The 24,705-nt window shown below is 45.8% G+C and carries 17 protein-coding genes, 1 rRNA gene and 2 other annotated features; of the genes, 14 read left to right on the forward strand and 4 right to left on the reverse strand.

The window, feature by feature from the left end:
- Positions 1-6: 6 nt before the first annotated feature.
- The 9 genes from ytxC to DESYODRAFT_RS00800 all read left to right on the forward strand — a co-directional run bounded on the left by ytxC (position 7) and on the right by DESYODRAFT_RS00800 (position 9,701).
- Positions 7-879 carry a putative sporulation protein YtxC gene (gene ytxC / locus DESYODRAFT_RS00760; RefSeq protein ID WP_007778134.1) on the forward strand — a complete coding sequence of 291 codons (873 nt, stop codon included), beginning with the start codon at positions 7-9 and terminating at the stop codon, positions 877-879.
- Positions 880-971: 92 nt separating this feature from the next.
- Positions 972-1,193, forward strand: a binding site (T-box leader).
- A 45-nt stretch (positions 1,194-1,238) separates the two neighbouring features.
- Entirely contained in the window at positions 1,239-3,173 is a 1,935-nt protein-coding gene (gene thrS, locus DESYODRAFT_RS00765; RefSeq protein WP_007778136.1) for a threonine--tRNA ligase, read from the forward strand.
- Positions 3,174-3,290: 117 nt separating this feature from the next.
- Positions 3,291-3,421 (forward strand) — a sequence feature (ribosomal protein L20 leader region).
- A gap of 33 nt (positions 3,422-3,454) precedes the next feature.
- A complete protein-coding gene (infC, locus tag DESYODRAFT_RS00770) occupies positions 3,455-3,970 on the forward strand; it encodes a translation initiation factor IF-3 (protein WP_007778137.1) in 516 nt (171 codons plus the stop codon).
- A 22-nt stretch (positions 3,971-3,992) separates the two neighbouring features.
- Complete coding sequence (gene rpmI, locus DESYODRAFT_RS00775; RefSeq protein WP_007778139.1) at positions 3,993-4,190, forward strand: 50S ribosomal protein L35; 198 nt, start codon at positions 3,993-3,995, stop codon at positions 4,188-4,190.
- 28 nt (positions 4,191-4,218) lie between these two features.
- Positions 4,219-4,578 carry a 50S ribosomal protein L20 gene (rplT, locus tag DESYODRAFT_RS00780; RefSeq protein WP_007778141.1) on the forward strand — a complete coding sequence of 120 codons (360 nt, stop codon included), beginning with the start codon at positions 4,219-4,221 and terminating at the stop codon, positions 4,576-4,578.
- Positions 4,579-4,662: 84 nt separating this feature from the next.
- Positions 4,663-5,457: a TrmH family RNA methyltransferase gene (locus DESYODRAFT_RS00785; RefSeq protein ID WP_007778143.1), complete on the forward strand. Its 795-nt coding sequence runs from the start codon at positions 4,663-4,665 to the stop codon at positions 5,455-5,457.
- A gap of 509 nt (positions 5,458-5,966) precedes the next feature.
- On the forward strand, positions 5,967-6,989 hold the full coding sequence (pheS, locus tag DESYODRAFT_RS00790; RefSeq protein ID WP_042338066.1) for a phenylalanine--tRNA ligase subunit alpha: 1,023 nt from the start codon (positions 5,967-5,969) through the stop codon (positions 6,987-6,989).
- Positions 6,990-7,001: 12 nt separating this feature from the next.
- Complete coding sequence (pheT, locus tag DESYODRAFT_RS00795; protein ID WP_007778147.1) at positions 7,002-9,407, forward strand: phenylalanine--tRNA ligase subunit beta; 2,406 nt, start codon at positions 7,002-7,004, stop codon at positions 9,405-9,407.
- A gap of 36 nt (positions 9,408-9,443) precedes the next feature.
- A complete protein-coding gene (locus tag DESYODRAFT_RS00800; protein WP_007778150.1) occupies positions 9,444-9,701 on the forward strand; it encodes a cell division protein ZapA in 258 nt (85 codons plus the stop codon).
- Between the two features lie 165 nt (positions 9,702-9,866).
- On the opposite strand, the gene DESYODRAFT_RS00805 is transcribed toward DESYODRAFT_RS00800, so the two are convergent.
- From DESYODRAFT_RS00805 to DESYODRAFT_RS00815, 3 genes are all read right to left on the reverse strand, one after another.
- Positions 9,867-10,661 (reverse strand): ABC transporter ATP-binding protein, encoded by a 795-nt coding sequence (locus DESYODRAFT_RS00805; protein WP_007778152.1) that lies wholly within the window; start codon positions 10,659-10,661, stop codon positions 9,867-9,869.
- 1 nt (position 10,662) lies between these two features.
- Entirely contained in the window at positions 10,663-11,565 is a 903-nt protein-coding gene (locus DESYODRAFT_RS00810; RefSeq protein WP_042338068.1) for an ABC transporter permease, read from the reverse strand.
- 126 nt (positions 11,566-11,691) lie between these two features.
- Positions 11,692-12,690, reverse strand: a complete 999-nt coding sequence (locus DESYODRAFT_RS00815) for an ABC transporter substrate-binding protein (RefSeq protein ID WP_007778155.1) — start codon at positions 12,688-12,690, stop codon at positions 11,692-11,694.
- A gap of 258 nt (positions 12,691-12,948) precedes the next feature.
- Here DESYODRAFT_RS00815 and DESYODRAFT_RS00820 point away from each other — a divergent pair, with 258 nt between their 5' ends.
- Complete coding sequence (locus DESYODRAFT_RS00820; RefSeq protein WP_007778157.1) at positions 12,949-15,513, forward strand: U32 family peptidase; 2,565 nt, start codon at positions 12,949-12,951, stop codon at positions 15,511-15,513.
- Positions 15,514-15,618: 105 nt separating this feature from the next.
- Positions 15,619-17,985 (forward strand): endonuclease MutS2, encoded by a 2,367-nt coding sequence (locus tag DESYODRAFT_RS00825; protein ID WP_007778160.1) that lies wholly within the window; start codon positions 15,619-15,621, stop codon positions 17,983-17,985.
- 82 nt (positions 17,986-18,067) lie between these two features.
- Here DESYODRAFT_RS00825 and DESYODRAFT_RS00830 read toward each other — a convergent pair whose 3' ends face one another.
- Positions 18,068-20,728, reverse strand: a complete 2,661-nt coding sequence (locus DESYODRAFT_RS00830; RefSeq protein ID WP_007778162.1) for a transglycosylase domain-containing protein — start codon at positions 20,726-20,728, stop codon at positions 18,068-18,070.
- A 263-nt stretch (positions 20,729-20,991) separates the two neighbouring features.
- Between DESYODRAFT_RS00830 and DESYODRAFT_RS00835 the strand changes: the two genes are divergently transcribed.
- The 3 genes from DESYODRAFT_RS00835 to DESYODRAFT_RS00845 all read left to right on the forward strand — a co-directional run bounded on the left by DESYODRAFT_RS00835 (position 20,992) and on the right by DESYODRAFT_RS00845 (position 24,546).
- Entirely contained in the window at positions 20,992-21,234 is a 243-nt protein-coding gene (locus DESYODRAFT_RS00835; RefSeq protein ID WP_007778164.1) for a hypothetical protein, read from the forward strand.
- A gap of 22 nt (positions 21,235-21,256) precedes the next feature.
- On the forward strand, positions 21,257-22,522 hold the full coding sequence (tyrS, locus tag DESYODRAFT_RS00840) for a tyrosine--tRNA ligase (RefSeq protein WP_007778165.1): 1,266 nt from the start codon (positions 21,257-21,259) through the stop codon (positions 22,520-22,522).
- 456 nt (positions 22,523-22,978) lie between these two features.
- Positions 22,979-24,546: ribosomal RNA gene (locus tag DESYODRAFT_RS00845) — 16S ribosomal RNA — on the forward strand.
- Positions 24,547-24,705: the final 159 nt, after the last annotated feature.

The following is a 24,705-nucleotide window of genomic DNA, read 5'->3' on the forward strand; positions in this document are numbered from 1 at the left end:
GTGCCAGTGGAACATTCCGTGCAACTAGGAACGCAATATTATCGGGAGAGTATTTGTGAACGTTTAAGAGAACTGCGCGAACAAGAAGAACTCCCTTTTCAAATCATAGAACACCGCCAGGGGAAACGCTGGATTATTCAGTGTCAGTTTCAAGATTCTTCGTTGGAAGCAGCGGAAGATGAGAATGTGGTTCAAAAAATCCACCGCTATTATTTAGCAAATGCTTTAGCAGAAACGATCCTGCATCATTGGGAAAAGGACCACGTTGTCCAGATCCTGAAAAAAAGGCATTATCTGAAACAAGAAAATTGGGAGTTATTACTTAAGAAGGCTTTGGAGTATTTGAATAAAGGCTTAGGGCAAGTCACTGGATATCGTGTGAATCGTAAAACCAGCTTAGTAACGCAGATATTAAATTGCTTGGATCACAGTTCTGTTTTTGATATCGAGGGGTTCCTGAGGTTTCGTGCCCAGGAGTATAAAAAAGAAGTGAATAAAGCGGTAGAATTCGCCATTGATGAATATATCCTGGAAAAGGAGTACTTAGAATTCATTCAGCTGCTGAAACATTTTGTAGATAGTCAGAAACCCCGCTTAGAGTATCTGCATGTTGGAATGACCCCACAAGGTAAGTTTCACCTTTATAACAGTGAGGGAGTTAAAGTAACCCACCAGTTTCTTGAAGACTACCAACTTGACAATGTTCATGAGCTAGGGTATGAAGATTTATTGGTTAGCGCACTAATTGCTGTTGCACCCAGGGAAATCACGTTGCATATCCGTTATGAAGGTTATAAAGATACACTCCAAACCATTCGTAATGTTTTTGGAGATCGTGTACATGATTGTCAAGGATGTTCCTTGTGTGAAAAGTTTTGACAGATAAGAGATTTCTTTGTTATAATAAACAAGTTCATTGCAACTAGGGCAAGGCATTGTATTAATGGCTTAATCATATCGGCATATTGAGTTATAAAGCGTTGAAAGGGACAGTACCCTGAACATTCATCGTGCAAGAGAGGGAATGCCAAAGGCTGAAAGCATTCCTCACGAGCGTAAAGGAGAAAACCACCCTTGAGTGTTAGGCTGAAATGAGTAAGCTTAGCCGTACCCCGCGTTAAGGGAGATCGAGTGAAAGGGTTTTATAGCCTTTCAATTGGGTGGAACCACGGGAGTAAACTCTCGTCCCTGCTAGGGACGGGAGTTTTTTATTATAAAATAGATAAGGAGTGATTTCAGTGATTAAGGTTACTTTAAAAGACGGCTCTGTACGCGAGGTTGAACCAGGAACCACTATAGCGGAGCTTGCGGCATCCATCTCACGGGGATTGGCGAAGGCAGCTGTAGCCGGTAAAGTCAATGATAAGATGAAAGACCTGACTCATCCGCTTACAGAAGATGCGGAAGTGGAGATCATAACCATAGATAGTGATGAAGGATTAGATGTTTTAAGGCACTCTACGGCACACTTGATGGCCCAAGCGGTAGGCAATCTATTTCCAGGGACAAAATACGGGATCGGACCATCGATTGCTAAAGGTTATTACTATGACTTTGATTCTGAACATGTTTTTACTCCGGATGATTTAGAGCGTATTGAGAAGGAAATGAACCGTCTTGTCAAGGAAAAGTATGAATTTAAACGGAAGGAAGTCTCTCGAGCTGAGGCTTTAGCCCATTTTAATGAATTGGGTGAAAAATACAAGGTTGAACTTATTGAGGGTCTGCCGGATGATGCGACGATTTCTATGTACACTCAAGGAAATTTCACAGATCTTTGCGCCGGCCCCCATTTACCTTCGACAGCGAACATTAAAGCGTTTAAGCTTATGAACTTAGCAGGCGCGTATTGGCGGGGGAGCGAAAAAAATAAGATGCTCCAGCGCATTTACGGAACAGCCTTTGCTAAAGCTTCGGATTTAGAGGATCATCTTTTTAAATTGGAAGAAGCTAAACGTCGTGATCATCGTAAGCTCGGTTTAGAACTCGATCTTTTTAGCTTACACGACGAGGGTCCCGGGTTCCCATTCTTCCATCCTAAAGGCATGGTTTTACGCAATGCGTTAGAAGATTTCTGGAGGCAGGAACACCGTAAACGCGGATATCAAGAGATTAAGACTCCTATTATTTTGAATCGATCCATGTGGGAACAATCAGGACACTGGGATCACTATAAAGATAATATGTATTTCACAGAAATTGATGATCAGGATTTTGCCGTTAAACCTATGAACTGTCCGGGCGGCATGATTATGTATAAGACAAAAATGCGCAGCTATCGTGATCTGCCGCTTCGAGTGGGGGAACTGGGACTTGTGCACCGGCATGAACTTTCGGGTGCTCTCCACGGGTTACTCCGGGTTCGAAACTTTACTCAGGATGACGCTCACATCTTCATGCTGCCATCACAAATTAAGGAGGAGCTTATCGGGGTTATTGAGCTCGTTGACTATTTCTACAAGATTTTCGGTTTTGATTATCATGTGGAATTATCGACCCGTCCTGAAGATTCTATGGGTTCGGATGAGGATTGGGAAACAGCTACCAGATCCCTGCAAGAGGCCTTAGAAGAGAAAGGTATCGATTATAAGGTTAACCCAGGTGACGGGGCTTTCTACGGCCCTAAGATTGATTTCCATGTGCAGGATTGCCTCGATCGGACTTGGCAGTGCGGCACAATTCAACTTGATTTTCAGATGCCTGAGAAGTTTGACTTATCCTATATTGGAGAAGACGGTCAAAAACATCGTCCGGTTATGATTCACCGGGTTGTATATGGAAGTATTGAGCGGTTTATTGCTCTTTTGACAGAGCATTATGCGGGAGCTTTTCCAGTTTGGCTGGCACCGGTCCAAGTGCGTATCCTTCCGATTAGTGAGCGGCACCATGACTATGCTAAATCCATTGCTTCCCGCCTCAACGAACTTGATATAAGAGTCGAAACAGATGAGCGCAAAGAAAAGATCGGCTATAAAATTCGGGAGGCTCAAACAGAGAAGATTCCGTTTACATTGGTTGTCGGGGATCAGGAAGCAGAGACGGACATGGCTGCCGTTCGAAGGTACGGACAAGGGAACGCCGGAGAAAAGATGTCGATTGATGAGTTTATAGTGCTTATTCAAGAAGAAATTAAGAGTAAGAAAATGCTGAAAGTTAATCTCAAAGAAGATTAAGATGTTTGTAAGCTATGAATAGCTCCCAACCAATGAGATCGGGGAATAAGGAATAAGCTATTATAAAGGTTAGAAATATAAGGAATTGACAAGAGAAAGCTTTTGATGTAAGATATTTAAGTCAAGCAGAAGCCATCCGCTTCTCACCTTACGGCGATTGTCGTTAAGGTATCTTCTGGTCCTGAGCCAAGTGTTTGCTCGCGATTGTTTGGAAGACGGGTGGTATACATCCGTCTTTTTTGTTATTGTTTACTATAAAAATTTTTAGGAGGTGGTTCCTTATTAGCAAGGACTTAAGAATTAATGATGAAATCCGGGTAAGGGATGTCCGTCTCGTCGGCGAAGAAGGGGAACAACTTGGGATCATGACGGCTAGAGATGCTTTGAACCTGGCAATCGAAAAATCGTTAGATCTGGTCGAGATCGCACCGACGGCCAAACCTCCGGTTTGCAAACTAATGGATTATGGCAAGTACAAGTATGAGCAAGCTAAACGAGACAAAGAAGCTCGTAAAAAGCAAAAAAGCATGGAAATCAAAGAAGTCAAATTGCGTCCGAACATTGAGGACCATGACTTTGAAACCAAAGCTCGCAATGCCCAACGGTTCCTTCAGGATGGGGATAAAGTAAAGGTGACAATCATGTTCCGCGGACGTGAAGTCACCCATCCAGAGTTGGGCAGAGCCTTATGTATCCGACTTGCTGAGTTTTGCAAAGCTGAGTGCGCTGTGGAGCGTGAGCCAAAACTCGAGGGTCGAAACATGATTATGATTTTAGCTTCAACTAAACACGACTAATAGCAAAAGGGGGATAACGCAAATGCCAAAAATGAAAACTCACCGTGGCGCAGCTAAGCGCTTTAAGAAAACAGGAACTGGCAAAATTGTTCGCATGCATGCGTTTACAAGCCACATTTTGGAGAAGAAGTCTCCGAAAAGAAAACGAAATCTACGTAAATCAACCGTAATGCATAAAAGCGATGCAAAACGAATTGCAAGCATCGTCGCCTATCTATAAAAACTTGAGGTAAAAGGAGGTCTTCAAAATGGCCCGTGTAAAAAAAGGCGTGACCAAACATAGACGTCATAAAAAGATATTAAAATTAGCAAAAGGATATCGCGGAGGAAAAAGTAAACTCTATCGTCCCGCGAATGAACAGGTTCTGAAGTCTTTAGCTTATTCCTATGCTCACAGAAAAGATAATAAAGCCAACTTCCGTAAGCTTTGGATTGCTAGGATCAATGCAGCCGCCCGCATGAATGGTTTATCATATAGCCGTATGATGAATGGCTTAAAAAAGGCTGGAGTTACTGTCAATCGTAAAATGCTGGCAGAACTGGCGATTAGCGATGCAGCAGCGTTTACAGAAATCGTCAATGTCGCCAAAGTACAAATCAAAGCATAAAACAGAGAGGGTGCGAAGGCATCCTCTTTTTGGTATTAGGTAGAGGCAACTTATGAGTTGCTTTTACTAGGAGGTGACATAACGATGATTGAGTCCTTGCAAAACGAGCAGGTAAAATATGTCGTCTCTTTACAAAGGCGCAAAGCCCGTGAGCAGGCCCAATTGTTTGTGATTGAAGGATGGCGCTTCGTTGAAGAGGGGGTGCTTAGAAATGCGCCCATTAAAAAGGTTTATGTTTGCTTAGAACGTGAGCCTGCAGAGTGGCAGCCTTTACTAAGAAAGCTGATTGAGCGGGGGATTCCCTTCGAGGAAGTGGATGAGCGGGTTCTTCGTAAAATGTGTGCAACTGAAGAACCCCAAGGAATTCTGGCCGTTGTTCGACAAGCCAACTATTCATGGTCAGATTTACATATTAATCCGGAAGCAGTGATGCTTATTTTGGACGGGATTCAGGATCCCGGGAATTTGGGTACAATTCTGCGTACGGCCTTGGCTTCGGGAGTTCAGTATGTTTGTTTGACTCCGGGGACTGTCGATTTATATAACCCTAAGGTGTTACGTAGCACTATGGGGGCTGTTTTCTCTTTAGTCCTTCTGTCGGGCAAACAGCCGGAAGAGATCTTGGACTTTTGTCGGAAACAGGGATTAAATGTCTTTATGGGGGATATACAGGGGGTCCCTGTTTTTCAGACAAAGCTATCCGGGGGTCCTCTTGCCCTAGTCGTTGGTAACGAAGGGAAGGGTCCATCTCCAGCATTTAGGGAGGCAGATATCCAGCGGGTTACGATTCCGATGGCCCAAGAAGTTGAGTCCCTTAACGTGGCGATGGCTACAGGGATTCTGCTCTATGAGATTGTTCGTCAAAGGGGTTTCTTGTAAAACCCAGAGGGAATATGCTATAATTTCTGGAGAACATAGTAATAGTATTAATTGTCAGATAAAGCGATGATCAGGTTAAAAGGTGTATTTTCTTCTCAGGAAGGCATGGCCAAGATTGTAAGCCGGCTAAGAAAGTACCCACCTCCGATGCTAGACAGGGGTTCTAATGCTTGAGAGGTTAAGTTTCGCCTGGGAGTGGCCTGCTGATTTGTAGGCAGGCCCGGTTTCCGCCGTTAACAGGAACTTAAGTGTGGCTTAATTAGCTAAACTAGGGTGGTACCGCGAGAATAGACTCTCGTCCCTTTTGAGGGGCGGGGGTTTTTATTAATACTATCAGCAAGTATAAACTTGCGTTATATACTTGCTAAGCATAAGTGCAACTAAGGCTGCCGCCGCGCCTGCGGCTGCAAGAAAGGTTAATACGTGCGAAGACAGTGTCTTCGGGTACCAGCCAAGTTTTCTTTATGCAATAGATAAAGTTCGGGATGGATTTGGAAAGGGTGATTTACTTGAAGAGTGAAATACTGCGCATCAAAGAAGAGGCCTTAAAAGAACTAAGTGAGTTGGATAAGCCTGAAGCACTCCAAGAGCTTAAAGTGAAAGTCCTTGGTAAAAAGGGGTCTTTAACCGCCTTGCTTCGACAAATGGGAAGCTTAAGCCCTGAAGAAAGACCAATCATGGGCCAAGTCGTGAATGAGGTTCGTAGTCAGCTTGAACAAGCGTGGGAAGAACGTAGTATAGAGTTAGAAGCGGTGGCTTTGCAGAAGAGATTGGCTAAAGAACGAGTTGATGTTACCCTGCCGGGAATCCGTGTTTCCCGGGGACATTATCACCCCCTTACACAAGTGATCGAAGAAATTGAAGATATTTTTTTAGGTATGGGTTTTCAAATTGCCGAAGGCCCGGAAATTGAGTCGGATTATTATAATTTTGAAGCGCTTAATCTTCCTAAGGAACATCCGGCTCGTGAAATGCAAGATTCCTTTTACATCACCGAGGAGATTCTGCTTCGAACTCAGACTTCCCCCGTACAGATACGAACGATGGAGAAGCTTCATCCTCACCTTCCCGTGAAAATAATCGCTCCGGGAAAGGTTTATCGTAATGATGATGATGCGACCCATTCCCCAATGTTTCACCAGGTAGAGGGGCTCGTGGTTGACCATGGAATCCGCATGTCAGACCTCAAGGGAATTCTCCTCAATTTCTCTCGCGAGATGTTCGGTGAGTCCAGAGAAATTCGTTTAAGACCCAGCTTTTTCCCATTTACCGAGCCAAGTGCGGAAGTGGATGTTTCCTGCATGCTTTGTGGGGGATCAGGGTGCCGGCTCTGTAAGGGAACTGGTTGGATAGAAATTTTAGGATCGGGTATGGTTCATCCGAAGGTTCTGGAAATGGGCGGATATAATCCGAAGGAAGTCACGGGATTTGCTTTCGGTATGGGAGTAGAGCGCATCGCTATGCTGAAGTTCGGAATTGAAGATATGCGGCTCTTATTTGATAATGATTTACGATTCTTGCAACAGTTTTAAGGGGGAACGGGCATGAAAGTTAGTTTGGAATGGTTAAGCGAACTTGTTGATATAGACCAGAGTGCAGAAGAATTGGCAGAAACTCTAACCCGCGGCGGAATTGAAGTTGAGGACGTCGAAAACCTGAATAAGGGATTTGAAAAAGTAGTTATCGGGGAAATACTTAGTTTGACAAAACATCCTGATGCCGACCGGCTGTGGATTTGTGCTGTAAATGTGGGTCAAGAGGAAGTAACGATTGTTACTGGAGCACAGAATTTGCTGACCGGAGATCGAATTCCAGTAGCCTTAGTAGGAGCAAACCTTCCGAATGATCTCGCTATTCGTAAGTCGAAACTTAGAGGGGTTGTTTCCCTGGGAATGCTATGCTCCCGTGAAGAGCTTCTGCTTGATGAGACAGTCGGATTAGATCGCAGTGCGGACGGAATCCTTATTTTGCCTCCGACAGCACGGATTGGAGAGAACTTTGGTCACTATTTAGGGCGTGAAGACAGTGTCTTGGATTTGGAGCTATACCCGAACCGGCCGGATTGTTTGGCGATGGTCAATGTTGCCCGTGAAGTGGCCTCTCTCACTGGGAAAAAACCCCATTTGCCGAAGTGGGCAGAGCAAGATCAAAAATTCTCCCTTCCAACCGCCACAGATCTTCGAATTGTTATCGAAGATCAAGAATTATGTTGGCGTTATGCGGGATTAGTGGTTGAGGATGTCCGTATAGAACCTTCACCGGAGTGGATGCAGAGACGACTTAAAGCCGCAGGGGTTCGTCCCATTAACAATATTGTGGATATTACGAACTATGTTATGTTGGAAATGGGACAACCGCTGCACGCCTTTGACAGGGATAAGATTGAAGGAGATGTTCATGTCCGGACATCCTATCCGGGAGAACAACTTGTGACCTTGGATGGGGTCGAGCGGACCCTGCATAAAGATACCTTGTTGATTGCGGACGACCGTCAAGCTTTGGGTTTAGCCGGGGTTATGGGTGGGTTAAACAGTGAAGTAACGAAGGATACGAGACGGTTAATGATTGAATCTGCTCATTTTGCTCCTGTCAGTATTCGCCGGACAAGCCGTCGCTTGGGTCTCAGGTCGGAGGCTTCGAACCGGTTTGAAAAGGGCATCAATGTCTCAGGAGTTGTGGCGGCCTTAGGGCGGGTTTGTGATTTGCTCCAAGACTTAGGGGCTGGACGCCCTGTTTCTTTTGTAGATGAAGTCAGGCACCTTCCGGCCAGCCGTCAAGTTACTCTATCGACTGAGCATACGTCAACTGTTTTAGGATTTGAGCTTAAGAGATCCGAGATCCAGCAAGTGTTGGAAGATTTAAACTTTGAATATAAGGAAAACGGCGAATTATTCCAGGTTGAGATTCCAACTTACCGCTCGGATCTTGAGATCGAAGAAGATCTGATGGAAGAAGTTGCCCGGCTGATAGGTTACGACCGAATTCCAACCACTCTGCCGCAAGGAGATCAGACTCAGGGCAGGAGAACCCCTGAACAAGAGTTTCGCCGCCGATTACGGAAGACTCTGGCACAATCAGGGATGGACGAGGTATTGACCTACACATTTACCCGTGCGGAATCCGATGCCCAATGGGGAAGTGAAAAGCACTCGATTCCTTTGCTCAATCCATTGCGGGAGGAACTTGGAGTTATGCGTACATCTCTTGTACCAGGGCTCCTGGATGTAGCTGCTCGCAATGTGGCACGCCGTAACCTGGATGTAAGTATTTTTGAGATCGGGAATACCTATTGGGGAGACGAACGTCCTTTGCAGAAGCTTCCCCGAGAAGAATTACGAGTGGCCGGGGTTGCTGTGGGAAAGAGTGAGAGGCACTGGCTTACCCAACCAATTAATTATGACTTCTATTATCTCAAGGGTATTATAGAAGGGTTAGCGCAGGAATTTGGGCTTAAACTGGAATACCGGGTCGCTGAAAACCAATCTTTATTACATCCGGGACGTTCGACGGATATTTACCTTCAGAATCAGTGTGTGGGCTTCCTTGGCGAAATCCATCCTTCGCTGGAAAAGGAGTGGGATTTGGAACGAGCGGTTGTTTTCGAATTAGAAGTGGCTCCTTTATTTGCTCGGGTCAGACAAATTGTGCGCGCTCATTCGATCCCTCGCTTCCCTGCCATACAAAGGGATATGGCGATTGTCGTAGCTGTTGAGACTTCGGCTCAAGCAGTTATGGCTAAAATGAAAAAGCTGGGCGGGGATTTATTGCAGCAAGTCGAAATATTTGATGTGTATACTGGAAATCCTATACCCGATGGGCACAAGAGTTTAGCATTCTCGTTACGTTACCAGTCTTTGGAACGGACACTGACAGATGAAGAAGTAAACCTACTTAATTCGCGTATTTTAGAGGGAATTCAGCAGGATTTCGGCGCGGAACGGCGAAAATAGAGAAAAGCGGCAGTACAATGAGAGCGAGGGGAAATTGTGGCACATGAACCAGTTAAAATCACCGTTGAGATATTTGGAGAAAAGCATGTGGTCCGCGGTGAGGGAACAGCATCCTATATCCAAGGGTTAGCGCATGAAGTTGATAAAAAGATGCGCTTGATCGCTCAACGGCTACCTCGCTTGAGTGTTCACCAGACCGCAGTTCTGACTGCTTTGAATTTAGCCGATGAACTCGCTAAACTGCGAGAAGAACAGGAAACTTTAATGCAGCTGCTTGGAGAAAAAACAGAGTAGCATGAGGTAGATATGAAATAAAACACGACTAGGCAAACTGGCCTAGTCGTGTTTTTTTGACAGTCAGACGAGATACGTATTCGGCTTTAGATAAATACTATCTTAATTTGTTAGAGTTCAATCCACTATAAATTCAAAAAGAGGGTAAATTACCCTCTTTTTGAATCAAGCCAGAATCATGCGGTCGCTATTTATATGGGACCCGCTGGCTTTCTCGAACATCTCGAGTAAACGGGTTATGGTCATGTTAGTGCGGTCTTGTCCTTTTATATCGAGAATTACCCGACCCTCGTGCATCATGATCGTCCGATTCCCAAAGGTGAGGGCGTGGTCAAGATTATGGGTGATCATCAAGGTTGTGAGTTGTTGTTGTTCTGTCACACCAGCAGTTAATGCCAGGACCTTTTCAGCCGTCTTGGGATCGAGGGCCGCAGTGTGTTCGTCAAGCAGCAGCAGCTTAGGTTTTAGCAAGGTCGCCATAAGCAAGGTCAAAGCTTGGCGTTGTCCCCCTGATAAGAGACTGACACGATTGGTTAAGCGGTTTTCCAGTCCTAAACCGAGCTTCTCCAGTTCCATGCGAAACAAGTCTCTTTCTTTAGAACCAATGGCGCGGCGTAAGCGCCGGCCTTTTCCTCTGCGAAAGGCCATGATAAGATTTTCTTCAATGGTCATGGAGGCTGCCGTACCGGATAAAGGGTCTTGGAAAACCCGGCTAATCAAATCTGCTCGTTTATGCGCAGGAAGACCCGTGATATCGGCACTCTCGATGGAGATTTTTCCGGAATCCACCGGAAAATTTCCTGCAATGGCGTTCAAAAGAGTGGATTTACCGGCTCCATTGCTCCCAATGACCGTAACAAAATCATTGGGTAAGAGTTCCAAATTAACCTTATCCAAAGCTATTTTTTGGTTGATAGTTCCACGGTTGAAAACTTTCATCACCTGTTCAACGTTTAGCATTTTAATGAGCCTCCTTTCCTTGCCGGCCTTCAATCAGAGACGCAAGCTTTTTTCGGAAGCTTGTAGAAACTAAGGCAATGATAACGATGAACGATGTGATTAATTTCAAATCGGTCGGTGCTAAGCCTAACTGCAAGACGAGCGCAATGATCGCGCGATAAATAATGCCGCCGCAGATTACAGCAATGATGGTCCGGCCAATCGAAGAGGTTCCTATCAACACTTCCCCGATAATTACGGATGCTAATCCGGCAACGATCATCCCTACCCCCATGCTGGCATCAGCAAACTGCATATTCTGAGCTACATAGCTTCCGGAAAAGGCGACTAATCCATTAGATAGACTAAGTCCAAGGATCTTCATAAAATCGGTGTTCACCCCAAGGCTTCGAATCATTAGTTCGTTATCCCCTGTAGCCCGTAAGGCAAGTCCCAATTCAGTCTGCAGGAATAAATAAATGACAGTCCCCAGGAATACCACAGAAATCAAGCTGAGCACCAAGATACCGTACTCTTCCATGAATGGCAGCTTAGAAAAGTCGGAGAAGATGGTTCGTGATCCAAGGAGGGAAATATTAGCTTTACCCATCACTCGCAGATTAACAGACCAGAGTGCAGTCATGGTTAAAATTCCTGAGAGTAAAGGGGTGATTTTAAACTTGGTATGAAGTATTCCCGTAAATAACCCGGCGAGGGTCCCGGCAATAAACGCCATTCCAGTGGCCAACCATGGGTCAGTCCCTTTAACGATCATCATCGCTGCAGTAGCTGCACCGAGCGTAAAACTCCCATCCACAGACAAGTCCGCATAATCGAGAATCCGAAACGTCAGATAGACACCTAAAACCATGATAGCATACATTAAACCCTGCTCCATTGTACCGAGGGCTATTTTAGCGAACATCTTCAACACCCCAATTATATTTGCTGCAACTATGGCATAACTATGACTTTCATCTAAACGCGAGATGCCCACTTCTAATTGTAGAAGTGGGATCCCGACTGATATCAAAGACAGGTTGCTTCTATATTATTTAACAAAAGTGGCCTTTTTCGAGATTTCCTCAGGTACCGTTATGCCAAACAAATCAATGGCTGATTGATTGAGCACCGTATCAAAGTCCTTTTGTGCTTCAATTGGCATATCTTGCGGCTTCTCCCCCTTGAGGACCCGAAGCGCCATTTCACCGGTTTGTTTTCCTAAATTTTTATAGTTGATGCCGATTGTTGCTAAAGCGCCTTTATCAACAACGCTGCTCTCCCCGGAGATAATGGGGATTTTGTTCTTGTGTGAGACCTGCACAACTGATTGAGCGGCAGAAACCACCATGTTATCAGTGGGAACATAGATTGCATTAACTTTTCCGATCAAGGATTGGCTGGCTTGTAAAACATCAGCACTGGTGGTGACGGTTGCTTCTACAATCTCTAAGCCAAGCTCAGCGGCAACGTTCTTCGCTATGGCGACTTGCACCTGAGAATTTACTTCTCCTGCGTTATAGATAACTCCGACTTTTTTTACGGTAGGTACCAAGGTCTTCATGAGCTCAAATTGTTCTTTAATAGGGTTCATATCTGTGGTACCTGTAACATTTTTCCCTGGTTTATCCATGCTATTCACAAGTTTTGCTTCTACCGGATCCGTGACAGCGGTGATTAAAATAGGGATATCTGTGCTGGCACTTGCCATAGCCTGGGCAGAAGGAGTAGCAATGGCTAAAACAAGATCCAACTTAGTAGAGGAGAATTTTTGGGTAATCGATTGGAGCATGGACTGATCCCCTTGGGCATTTTGATAGTCAAGTGTGAGGTTTTTATCTTTTTCATAACCGTTTGCTTTAAGTGTTTCCAGGAATCCTTCACGAGCACTGTCTAAGGCAGGGTGTTCAACAATTTGAACGATACCAATCTTTACTTGTTTTTGATCCCCATTTCCGGTTGAGCCGGTTTCAGATTTCGCGGCGCCACATCCTGCTAAACTGAGCAACAATATTAAACTTAACCCGAATGCCAATAGCTTTTTCACCATAATACCTCCTTCATAATTTTGGGCATAAAAAATACACCTCCGCAGAAGTGCTTCGTTGCCCAACTCCTACTGTTCTACCATGCTACCAGTATTTTATTATTTTTATCTTAAGGTATCTGATTAAAGGTGTCAATAATAATTTTTGGTTTTACCTCAATTGTACAAATGAAAGCTAAACAATTATAATTAAGTAGCGCCCTGAGCTAAGCAGGGATAGATATCAATTAAGCTACTGTCGAACAGGAGACGTTAATTAGAATGAAAGAACTAATAACCGAACAGTCACCGCCCCTGGAGCTTTTGGCTCCGGCGGGAAGTTTTGAGGCCTTTAAAGCAGCCGTAGAAAACGGCGCCGATGCTGTTTATCTTGGTGGGAAAAACTTTAGTGCAAGGGCAAGCGCTGCGAATTTTGACCTGGAAGAGCTGCAAAAGGCGGTTCGCTATGCCCATGAACGCCAAGTTAAGGTATATGTGACCGTGAATATTCTTATTGCCGACCAGGAGTTTCAGGAGTTGATGGATTATGTTCATGCTTTATACGAAATAGGGGCCGACGCCGTGATTTTGCAAGATGTAGGGATTGCAGAATTAATTCAGACCATTCTGCCCGAGCTGGAGACCCATGCCAGCACGCAAATGACCGTGAACACAAGTTGGGGTGTTCATCACTTGGAATCTCTTGGCTTTAGCCGGGTTGTGCTGGCACGGGAGACCTCGGCTAAGGAAATGCAAGAGATCGCAGATAAGACGCCGCTGGATATTGAAGTTTTTGTGCATGGTGCACTTTGTATAGGGTATTCAGGACAGTGCCTGATGTCGAGTTTTATTGGCGGGCGGAGCGGAAATAGAGGTACTTGTGCCCAGCCTTGCAGGATGACGTATCAGCTCGTTAATAACGAGAAGCAGGACCTGTTGGCTCAGAAGAATGTTGGAGAACACTTATTAAGTCCCCGGGATTTGAATTTAGCGGAGGAGTTGGCTGAGCTAAAACGAATTGGCATTCACTCTCTTAAAGTAGAAGGCAGAATGAAGCGGCCAGAATACGTAGCAACGGTCATTCGGCTCTATCGGCAAGCTATAGATCGTATCGGGGATCAGCAAGATGGCAGCGAAGCTGCGCCGTTGCTGACCCAAGACGAGCATCAGGAATTATTACAGGTATTTAACCGGGAGTTTACGACGGGTTATCTAAGAGAAAACCAAGGCGCAGAGCTTATGAGCTATAGCCGCCCCAATAATCGGGGAACCCGTCTCGGCCGAGTGGTCCGCTTAGAACATGGACGATTGTCCATTAAGCTGGAGTCCAAATTGCACACGGGAGATGGAATCGAATTTTGGACAGGCCGCGGGCGGGAAGGGATTACTGTTGGTCTGATTTGGAACAATGGAAAAGAGGTTAATGGAGGAGTGCCAGGGGAAACCGTACAGATAGAGTTTTCCGGAACAGCACAATCTGGAGACAGGGTTTTTAAAACCAATGATGCGTTACTCATGGAAAAAGCCCGACAAAGTTTTCAAGAGGGCCGAGAACAGCGGAAAAGCCCGTTAACCATGCGGTTATCCGGACATCTAGGGGATAAATTGTGCTTAGAGGTGGCAGACGCCCGGCGTACAACCACGGTTTTTTCGGCGAGCGCAGCTCAGAAGGCTTTGAAGAGGCCGCTGACGTTGGACTACGCCTTTCAGCAGTTGGGACGATTAGGGACAACACCCTTTTGGTTAGACAAGCTGGAGCTGGAGATAGATGAGGATATTATGCTCCCCGTTAGTGAGCTTAACGAAATGCGCCGCTTAGCAGTTGAGAGGTTATTAAAAACGGAACCGCGACAAAGGGTTGATAAGCAAGTATATAAGCAGAGAATTCAGCAATGGAAACAACGTCAGGCAGATGATCGTGCAAGGTTTAATAAAAATACAGATACGGTCCCTCAGATTTCTGTGGCGGTCAGCGATAGGCTAACAATGGAAGCCGCTCTGAAAGCGGGAGCACAACGGGTATTGATTGGGGGCGAGCATTGGCGCTCACGGGGCGCTTTTTCTTTGGAAGAGATTCAGACTAGTATTAAAACTTGCAGAAGGCAGGGAATTGATTGTGTGTGGCGTTTGCCGCGTGTACTGAATCAAGCTCAGAGTGAAAGGCTTCTCTTAGATTTAAAAAAAGCAGCCGGGTGGGGAGAAACTCCAAACGTAATGGTTGCCAACCTCGGTGAGTTGGAACTATTGAAGTCTATTAATCCGGATTGGCCGTTTGAAGTGGATTATTCCTTAAATGTTTTTAATGAAGCAAGTCTTGCCTATTTTTATCGGCAAGGAGCAAAAAAGATAACCCTTTCTCCCGAGCTGCACCATGAACAACTTGCTCATTTAGCTAAATGGCAGGGTGCGGAGGTCATTGTGTTTGGAGATCTGGAGATGATGGTGAGTGAATACTGCCCAGTAGGGTCAACTCTGGGAGGAAAAAAAGGTGAACACTGTAACAGAGCATGTGTAAAAGAACCTTACTTTTTACGTGATCGCATGCGTTATGATTTTCCGGTGGAAACCGACCAGGAGTGCCGGATGCACCTTTTTAATGTTAAAATCCTTAACCTCTATGAAGAGCTCGCCCAAATACGGCGTATGGGATTTTCAACGATTCGCTTGCAATTGACAAGACAAACGCCCACACAAGTTCATCAGATTGTACGTTTGTTTAATGAGGCCTGGGATGGATTAAAGGTCGGCAAGAAAGGGATGTCCGCCTCAAATGACGGGATGTCTGAGTTAGCCGCTCTTTTCCCCGAAGGATTTACAAAAGGGCATTTCTTCCGCGGCGTGTTATAGTTTACATTCTTTTTATCAATTGTTAAACGAGTTCACGAGCGTGAGGCTTCAGCGAAGCAGGTTTCTTGGATAATATGGGTGTTTCGAATGAATGAAGGAGGAACCATGGAAATCGATAATAAGGTCCTTAATAAACTGGACTTTCCAAAAGTATTATCACGTTTAGCCGAATACTGTATTCTTCCGCGGGCAAAGGAATTAGCCATTGGCTTAAAACCTTATGTCGAGTTGGAATGGGTTCGCACAGAGCTGCAAAAGACGGAAGAAGCAAAGAATCTCCTGCGAGGAAATCCGCTTTTTTCCGTCCGCGGATCTAAAGAAATCCGGTCCTATATAGAGCGATGTTTACGTGGAGGGGTGATTCAAGGAGAAGAACTTCTTGAAATCCGGGACACTCTGCGAGTCGGACGCAAGACAAAACAACTCCTGCTGGAATCCAGAGAGGAGTTTCCCGGGCTATGGGATATCGTGTTTCCCATCGAGCCGCAAAAGGTTCTCGAAGATGAAATCACCCGCTGTATTTCAGAAGATGGAAAGGTGGCGGACAATGCCTCTCCGGAACTGGCGGACTTAAGGCGATCTATAAACCGTTTGCAGAACCGTATTCGGGAAAGCCTTGAAGGAACTTTGCGGAACTCCGGTTATCAGAAAATGCTGCAAGATCCTATTATTACACAGCGATCGGATCGTTATGTAATACCGATCAAGCAAGAATACCGCACTTCATTTCCCGGTATTGTCCACGATCAATCGGCGAGCGGAGCAACCTTATTCATTGAACCCATGCCGGTGGTTCATTTAGGCAACGAACTACGTGAAGTGATTTTGAAAGAACAACGTGAAGTTCAACGGATTCTGCAAATGCTCTCAGCTCAAATCGAGGCTCGTGCGGATGAGATTGCAGATCTGCATGAGGCTTTAGCTCAATTAGATCTTGTGGTTGCCAAAGCTCATTTAAGTGTAACTATGAATGCAGGTACCCCCGAATTGGTTGCAGGGCAGCAAATGAAGCTCGTCCAAGCCAGGCATCCATTAATTAGTGGCGGAGTTGTTCCACTTTCCTTAGAATTAGGGATTGATTTCGATACCTTAGTGATTACCGGGCCTAATACTGGAGGGAAAACGGTAGCTCTCAAAGTTGTCGGACTCATGGCAGCTATGAATCAATCTGGTTTACAAATTCCCGCGGAAAGTGATTCGCGCATGGGAGTTTTCACTCAGATATTTGCCGACATTGGCGACGAACAAAGTGTCGAGCAATCCCTAAGTACCTTCTCAGGGCATATGAAAAACATCGTGGAAATTATTAATCGGGCAGACGGGCGTTCTTTGGTATTGCTTGATGAAGTTGGAGCTGGGACAGATCCGACAGAAGGGGCAGCCCTTGCGATGGGTATTCTTGCAGAACTGCATGAACGAGGATGCCGAACTGTTTCAACAACCCACTATGGAGCCCTAAAAACATTTGCTTACGAAACCCCACGAGTCAAAAATGCTTCCGTAGAGTTTGACACTGAAACCTTGCGTCCGACCTATCGTTTGTTAATTGGTATTCCCGGGAAAAGCAATGCTTTCACTATTGCAGGACGCTTGGGTTTAAGTGAGCGGGTCTTGGAAAAGGCCAATACCTTTGTTACAGAGCGGGAAATGCAAGTGGCCGACCTTATCGAAAATTTGGGCGAAACCCACCGAGAGATTGAATTAGAGAAGGAAAAGGCCGAAACAGGGCGGCGTGCGGTTGAAAAACAAACGAAAGCACTCGAAGAAAAGTCAATACGTTTAGATGAAGAATTTGAACTATTAATGGCTATGGCAAGGGATGAGGCAAACGAGCTTATTCGAGGAGTCAAAAGGGAAGCCGATGCCATCATTGAAGAGTTAAAAGCTGCTTTAAAAAAGGAAAACAAGCAGCAGCAAGATATTGAAAAAGCCCGTCAGGGATTTCACCGTATATCAGCAAAGTTAGATCATGGCCGGCAAGTAAAACGGTCAGGCAGTGAATTGACTGCAGATCAGATCATGCTGGGGCAGACAGTTTATATGACCAAGCTCCGGCAGAAAGGGCAAGTCGTGAAGCTTCCGAATGCCAGTGGCGAAGTTCTTGTACAGGCGGGTATCATGAAAGTCATGGTACCACTGACAGAATTAAAATTGGCTCAGGAGGAAAAGAAAAAAGTCACGCCCAAATATTCACGGGAAATGGGCATTGGGGTGCGAAAAGCAGAAGAGATCCGCAGCGAAATAGATTTGCGGGGAATGCTTGTCGAAGAGGGCAGGGAAGCCTTAGATAAATATATGGATGATGCTGTTCTCGGCGGAATCGGTCTGATTTATGTAATTCACGGCAAAGGAACCGGCGCTATGCGAGCGGGGATACAGGAATTTCTGAGAGGGCATCCTCATGTGCGAAGTTTCAGGCTGGGAGAGTACGGCGAGGGAGATTCCGGAGTGACGGTTGTAGAACTAAAGTAAGGAAGATACACACTTGGTGTAGTGAAAACGAGCTGAGACCTTCGTCGAAGGTTTCAGCTCGTTTTTGTAACAGACTCACATACTAATTGGTCAGTACTAATTTAACCAAATTGGAAGAGGGACCAACCTCTGATTTTTTGGGGTCTTGGAATGAGGCCCGGAAGAAATAGGAACCAGGACCGGGAGCTTTGTCGTCTATTGCTAACGTAAATGAAAGGGCTCCATTGGAGATTTTAACCGGAATGCTGCCAATAGGCTGACCCGGGCGCTGTACATAGACGACAGCGGAATATTTCTGACTTCCTGGTGGTCCGGTAATCGGGATGACTACCCGTGAGTTTTTGGTATTATATTGGACATCCCCAAGCACAGGTGTGGGGAGGGAAGTATCTTGAGGGAGATCGTCGTCGGGATTTTTTGGATCGTCAGTAGGATCTGTAACTGTATCGGGAGCCACCTCTGTCGGAGGTTTGTAAGGCGCTTCATTGGAAGGCCAAGTCCAGGAGGGGTTACGATTCGGTAAATTTAAAAAGGTTTTGGTAATGGTGTTTTTCGAATTCGGGGAGGCTAACATAGTTGGATGATCTGCATCAACATCCTTTTGAATCCAGACATCACTGATCCGAGTGGGTAAGTCTCCTTGAGCAGCTATCTCCGTCGCGATAAAGCTTGAGGGGGTTAAGCTGCTGGGAAGGAGTCCGGACTTTGTATCAAAGGATCCACTAACAATTCCTGAGGGTTGTTCAAATTTGGTCTGTACTGTGAGATCCTGATGAGCAGCCGTCATGACTTGTTTCCAGATTTTAGCCGGGAAGCCGCCGCCGTACACGCTGCGCAAATAATAGGGTCCTGGAGTCCCGTTTTTATCCAGGTCAGGGTTGGAATCATAACCCATCCAAACAATACCTGTGTAGATAGGTGTATATCCGGCAAACCACGCATCCGTGTTACCGGTCTTATTTTTGAGGTTATCAGGTAACGAAGATGTACCGGTTTTGCCTGCAACAGCCCAGTTCCCGAATTGGGCACTGGTTCCTGTGCCGCTGGTTACGACGCTGCGCAGCATACTGTTGATGATATAGGCGGTTGTTTCCTTCATCACCCGGTTTTTGGTAACCTTAGGGTCAACCACGATATTTTTTTTAGAGTCTAAGACTTGCACTACTGCGTGATCTGTGATGCTAACCCCGTTGTTGGCATAAACCCCGTAAGCTGCTGCCATGTCCAGCGTACTTGCATGTGTTGTACCTAATGCCAGACTTAAAACCTGGTCTTCTGGTTCAAGAGGCAGTCCCAGATTATTCTTGCCAAACGACCAGCCATAATCGACTCCAATGAGGTCAAGGAGTTTAACTGCATAGATATTGACAGACTGTTCGACAGCATAACGCATGGTAATAAGGCCTTTCCAGCCTTTAGTTGCCGTATCAAAGTTAGTCGGAGACCAGGAGCTTCCGCCAAAGTTATAGGTTACAGGCATATCATCAAGAACGGTTCCGGGGAAATATCCACCTTTTTCAAGGGCCGGACCGTAAACGACTAATGGTTTAATGGTTGATCCCGGTTGTCGCTTGGATTGCCAGGCTCTGTTCAGGCCTCGCGGTGTATAGTCCCTGCCCCCGACCATTGCCTGAATTTCTCCGGTGGAATGGTCGATAACTGTCATGGCACCTTCGACTTTCTTGTCATTGATCCCCTGGGGAAAATTAGCCGGATCTGCAAAGGCAGCTTCAGCGGCGCTTTGAATTTTTGGATTTAAGGTTGTATAAATATGCAACCCCCCGCTGAAAATCTGGTCAGGAGTTAAATTATAGGTTGTTTCAAGTTCTTCGATAACGTAATCCACAAAATAAGGAAACTTATAGCTTGCACTAGCAACTTCTGTTTTCTGAGCGCCACCGCGGCTTTCTTTCATAGACTGGACATAGGTAAAAGGGACTTCCTTTTCTTTATCGTACTCTTCTGGGGTGATAATGCCGGCATCCCGCATTACGCTGAGGACAATATTGCGTCGGGTTTTGGCTGAATCGGGATGATAATAGGGATTATATTGACTGGGGGCTTGTGGTAAACCTGCCAACAAAGCAACTTCAGCTGGAGTCAAATCATCTAAATCTTTGCCGAAGTAAGTCTTGGCAGCAGCTTGGATCCCGAAGGACGACTCGCCAAGGAAGATTCTATTTAGGTAAAACGTAAGGATTTCTTCTTTGGTGTATTCCCGTTCCAGTTGAATAGCAAGAATCGCTTCCTGAATTTTTACCTGTAACTTTCGGATAAGGCTATCCTCGTTAGGGTTGGCGATAAAGGCATTACTGGCAAGTTGAATAGTAATGGTGCTGGCCCCTTCTCTGGTGCTTCTGGTTCGGATATCATTCAGAGCGGAACCGACAATCCGAATAGGATCAACACCAAAGTGTTGTTTAAAGCGTTTGTCTTCCACAGCAATAAAGGTTTCCTTAACAAGGTCGGGGATATTCGAATACTCTACAGTTTGGCGATTTTCATATCCGTGCAACAGAGCAAATTGGGTGCCGTCTTTGTCATAAACATACGAGGATTGCTTGGTGTTATCTAGTAAGGCAGGATCCCATTTTGGGGTGCCGGCCGCTGCAACTACCACAAAAATTGCTAAGCCGGCTATCATAAGTGCAATTAAGGACGTGATTGACAAGAGTATAATTCGAAGTCGTTTTGAATGGCGCTTAGAGCGCTTAGGATCCTTTGGTTTTCGGGACAACGGCATAAGACAACCTCCTATAAATAAAAAGAATGAGGCTAGACGCTATTTAATTTCTTAGAATTATATCATACTTTTGCAAGGACTAGGAACTTCTAAGTAATCATGTACTATTTCCGGATAGTTTCGCTGCCGGACAGATGTGTGTCCAGGAGTTGCGAGCATGCCGGAGAATCTGTATAATATAATCAAATGTAAGCTTATGTGGATAGTGTCAATGGTATGACTGAGAAAGATCTTGGCGGAAGGTTGCAGAGAGCCGGTGTTAGGTGCGAACCGGCCCAGAAACCAAGGGTTACGCCTCAGGACCGGAGTCTGAAAAGCTCCCGGATCAGCTCGTTATCGCTGATGAAGCTGGATGTCCGTTCAAAAACGGATTCAATGTGGGTGGTACCGCGGAAGTGTTTTCGTCCCTCAACGTTTTGTTGAGGGACTTCCTTGTTTTTAAGCCCGATTTCGAAGTTGGCTTAATTAATGAGGTTCAAGATGCCCTTCGCGCCAAATCAATCTAAAAAATAAAAGGGGATTAAGTGTATGGACATGTTTAAAGAGTTAAAGGATCGAGGCCTTGTTTATCAACACACAGATGAGAATGCACTGCGTAACAGATTAGCCAAAGGGCCAATGGCGCTTTATTGTGGATTCGATCCAACTGCGGACAGCTTGCATATTGGACACTTGCTGCCACTTTTAGTGTTAAGGAGATTCCAACTGGCTGGACATAAAGCGATCGCCTTAGTAGGAGGAGGGACTGGTTTAATCGGTGATCCAAGCGGAAAAGTATCCGAACGGACCTTAAATCCCCAAGAGGTTGTTGAACAGTGGACGCAAAAGATTAAGGATCAATTCGGCCGTTTCCTGGATTTTGAAACAAAGGACAATCCTGCGATACTTGCCAACAATTATGACTGGCTGGGTTCCCTTAAAGTCATTGAATTTCTGCGGGATATCGGCAAAAACTTCCCCTTGGGGGCGATGCTTGCCAAGGACTCCGTCGAGTCCCGTTTAAGCAAAGGGATTTCCTTTACGGAATTCAGCTATATGATTCTGCAATCTTATGATTACTTAAAACTAAATGAAATGTATGGATGTGAGATGCAGATTGGCGGCAGTGACCAATGGGGTAACATTACTTCCGGAATTGAATTAATTCGCCGGACTTCGACCGAAGAAAAGGAAATGCACGGCCTAACCTTACCTCTCGTTACTAAAAGTGATGGAACAAAGTTCGGCAAAACTGAAGGAGGAGCAGTTTGGTTAGATGCTGAGAAGATGTCTCCATATAAATTCTATCAATTTTGGTTGAACACAGATGACCAAGATGTTGTTAAGTTTTTGAAATACTTTACCTTCTTAACTATAGAAGAAATTGAAGAACTTGCCCAAGGGGTAGAAAAAGAGCCTGAAAAGAGAAGAGCGCAGCGTGCCTTGGCACAAGATGTAACAAAGCTAGTCCATGGGCAGGAGGCGCTCGAGCGGGCAGAGAAAATCTCAAATGCATTTTTTGGAGGAGGACTTGGGAGTCTGACCGCTGTGGAGATTGAAGAGGGATTTAGTGATGTGCCTTCAACGACCATTGAAGTTCCAGAAACCAGTCTAGTTGATGCATTAGTTCAAGTGGGAGCGGTTTCTTCAAAACGTCAAGCTCGGGAATCAATCGAGAATGGTGCAATCTATATTAACGATATTCGTAATACTAACGTAGAAGCAACCATTTCTCAGCTGGATCGATTAGATGGTAAATATCTTGTCGTACGGCGGGGAAAGAAAAACTACTATCTGCTTAAATTCCAAGCATAACTCTCAAACTAATCCTGGTTAACACAAGTGACGAACTGCTGTCAGGCAGCAGTTCGTCGTAGAGATTACTTAGTGTCTCCGGAAGTAAGTGTTGTCTCTACTAAAGTTTATTGAAAATCAGAAGGGTTTAATTTTACTAAAAATTCAAATTCCCGAAAAAAATTGAGAAATAACTCGGAAAAGTGATTGACAATACAATCATCAAATGGTAATATATCGAAGTGCCGCAAAATTAACGACCTAAAGCAAACGCATGATGGTAGTTGAATGTTTGTTGCGAAAATTAGTGATTGACAGCGTAAGCTGAAAATGCTAATATGTAATTCCGGCCCTGAGGGCAAGAAAAAAATGGTCTTTGAAAACTAAACAACAAGGACAGCCAATGAGAGAGACTCGCAAGAGTTTCAAAAGAAATCATGAGTCAATCATCTTCTTCTAGAAGAAGTGAAATAACTTTTTTTGGAGAGTTTGATCCTGGCTCAGGACGAACGCTGGCGGCGTGCCTAACACATGCAAGTCGAACGGAGACTTTCGAAGAGTTTACTCAGAGAAAGTTTTAGTGGCGGACGGGTGAGTAACGCGTGGGTAACCTACCCATAAAGCCGGGACAACCCTTGGAAACGAGGGCTAATACCGGATAATCTTAAGACGTGGCATCACGACTTAAGGAAAGATGGCCTCTGAATATGCTATCGATTATGGATGGACCCGCGTCTGATTAGCTGGTTGGTGGGGTAAAGGCCTACCAAGGCGACGATCAGTAGCCGGCCTGAGAGGGTGAACGGCCACACTGGGACTGAGACACGGCCCAGACTCCTACGGGAGGCAGCAGTGGGGAATCTTCCGCAATGGACGAAAGTCTGACGGAGCAACGCCGCGTGTATGATGAAGGTCTTCGGATTGTAAAGTACTGTCTTTGGGGAAGAACGGTGAGGTTGAAAAGATTGATTTCACATGACGGTACCCAAGGAGGAAGCCCCGGCTAACTACGTGCCAGCAGCCGCGGTAATACGTAGGGGGCAAGCGTTGTCCGGAATTATTGGGCGTAAAGGGCGCGTAGGCGGATTTTTAAGTCTGGTGTGAAAGATCAGGGCTCAACCCTGAGAGTGCATCGGAAACTGGAGATCTTGAGGACAGGAGAGGAAAGTGGAATTCCACGTGTAGCGGTGAAATGCGTAGATATGTGGAGGAACACCAGTGGCGAAGGCGACTTTCTGGACTGTAACTGACGCTGAGGCGCGAAAGCGTGGGGAGCAAACAGGATTAGATACCCTGGTAGTCCACGCCGTAAACGATGAGTGCTAGGTGTAGAGGGTATCGACCCCTTCTGTGCCGCAGTTAACACAATAAGCACTCCGCCTGGGGAGTACGGCCGCAAGGTTGAAACTCAAAGGAATTGACGGGGGCCCGCACAAGCGGTGGAGCATGTGGTTTAATTCGACGCAACGCGAAGAACCTTACCAAGGCTTGACATCCTCTGAACCCCGTGGAAACATGGGGGTGCCCTTCGGGGAGCAGAGAGACAGGTGGTGCATGGTTGTCGTCAGCTCGTGTCGTGAGATGTTGGGTTAAGTCCCGCAACGAGCGCAACCCCTGTATTTAGTTGCTAACAAGTGAAGTTGAGCACTCTAGATAGACTGCCGGTGATAAACCGGAGGAAGGTGGGGATGACGTCAAATCATCATGCCCCTTATGTCTTGGGCTACACACGTGCTACAATGGCCGGTACAGACGGAAGCGAAGCCGCGAGGTGAAGCCAATCCGAGAAAGCCGGTCTCAGTTCGGATTGCAGGCTGCAACTCGCCTGCATGAAGTCGGAATCGCTAGTAATCGCAGGTCAGCATACTGCGGTGAATACGTTCCCGGGCCTTGTACACACCGCCCGTCACACCACGAAAGTCTGCAACACCCGAAGCCGGTGAGGTAACCCGAAAGGGAGCTAGCCGTCGAAGGTGGGGCCGATGATTGGGGTGAAGTCGTAACAAGGTAGCCGTATCGGAAGGTGCGGCTGGATCACCTCCTTTCTAAGGAGAACGGTTTAGAGCTAAGGCTTTAGACGAACATCCTATTGGTCGGTTCTTTCGGAGAGTAAGGTTGAGAAACTGAGTTTGACGAGAGATCAATACGAGTCGCAAGACTCAAGCCGAGGGATCGGCAACTCATTGGAGAGAGCTGTTGTTTAG

It is taken from the genome of Desulfosporosinus youngiae DSM 17734 (assembly GCF_000244895.1).
Lineage (GTDB): Bacteria > Bacillota > Desulfitobacteriia > Desulfitobacteriales > Desulfitobacteriaceae > Desulfosporosinus > Desulfosporosinus youngiae.

Excerpts from the sequence above, each read along its gene's own strand:
- rpmI (WP_007778139.1), top strand. The coding sequence starts at position 3,993 with ATGCCAAAAATGAAAACTCACCGTGGCGCAGCTAAGCGCTTTAAGAAA.
- rplT (WP_007778141.1), top strand. The coding sequence starts at position 4,219 with ATGGCCCGTGTAAAAAAAGGCGTGACCAAACATAGACGTCATAAAAAG.
- DESYODRAFT_RS00785 (WP_007778143.1), top strand. The coding sequence starts at position 4,663 with ATGATTGAGTCCTTGCAAAACGAGCAGGTAAAATATGTCGTCTCTTTA.
- pheT (WP_007778147.1), top strand. The coding sequence starts at position 7,002 with ATGAAAGTTAGTTTGGAATGGTTAAGCGAACTTGTTGATATAGACCAG.
- DESYODRAFT_RS00805 (WP_007778152.1), bottom strand. The coding sequence starts at position 10,661 with ATGCTAAACGTTGAACAGGTGATGAAAGTTTTCAACCGTGGAACTATC.
- DESYODRAFT_RS00810 (WP_042338068.1), bottom strand. The coding sequence starts at position 11,565 with ATGTTCGCTAAAATAGCCCTCGGTACAATGGAGCAGGGTTTAATGTAT.
- DESYODRAFT_RS00815 (WP_007778155.1), bottom strand. The coding sequence starts at position 12,690 with ATGGTGAAAAAGCTATTGGCATTCGGGTTAAGTTTAATATTGTTGCTC.
- DESYODRAFT_RS00820 (WP_007778157.1), top strand. The coding sequence starts at position 12,949 with ATGAAAGAACTAATAACCGAACAGTCACCGCCCCTGGAGCTTTTGGCT.
- DESYODRAFT_RS00825 (WP_007778160.1), top strand. The coding sequence starts at position 15,619 with ATGGAAATCGATAATAAGGTCCTTAATAAACTGGACTTTCCAAAAGTA.
- DESYODRAFT_RS00830 (WP_007778162.1), bottom strand. The coding sequence starts at position 20,728 with ATGCCGTTGTCCCGAAAACCAAAGGATCCTAAGCGCTCTAAGCGCCAT.
- tyrS (WP_007778165.1), top strand. The coding sequence starts at position 21,257 with ATGGACATGTTTAAAGAGTTAAAGGATCGAGGCCTTGTTTATCAACAC.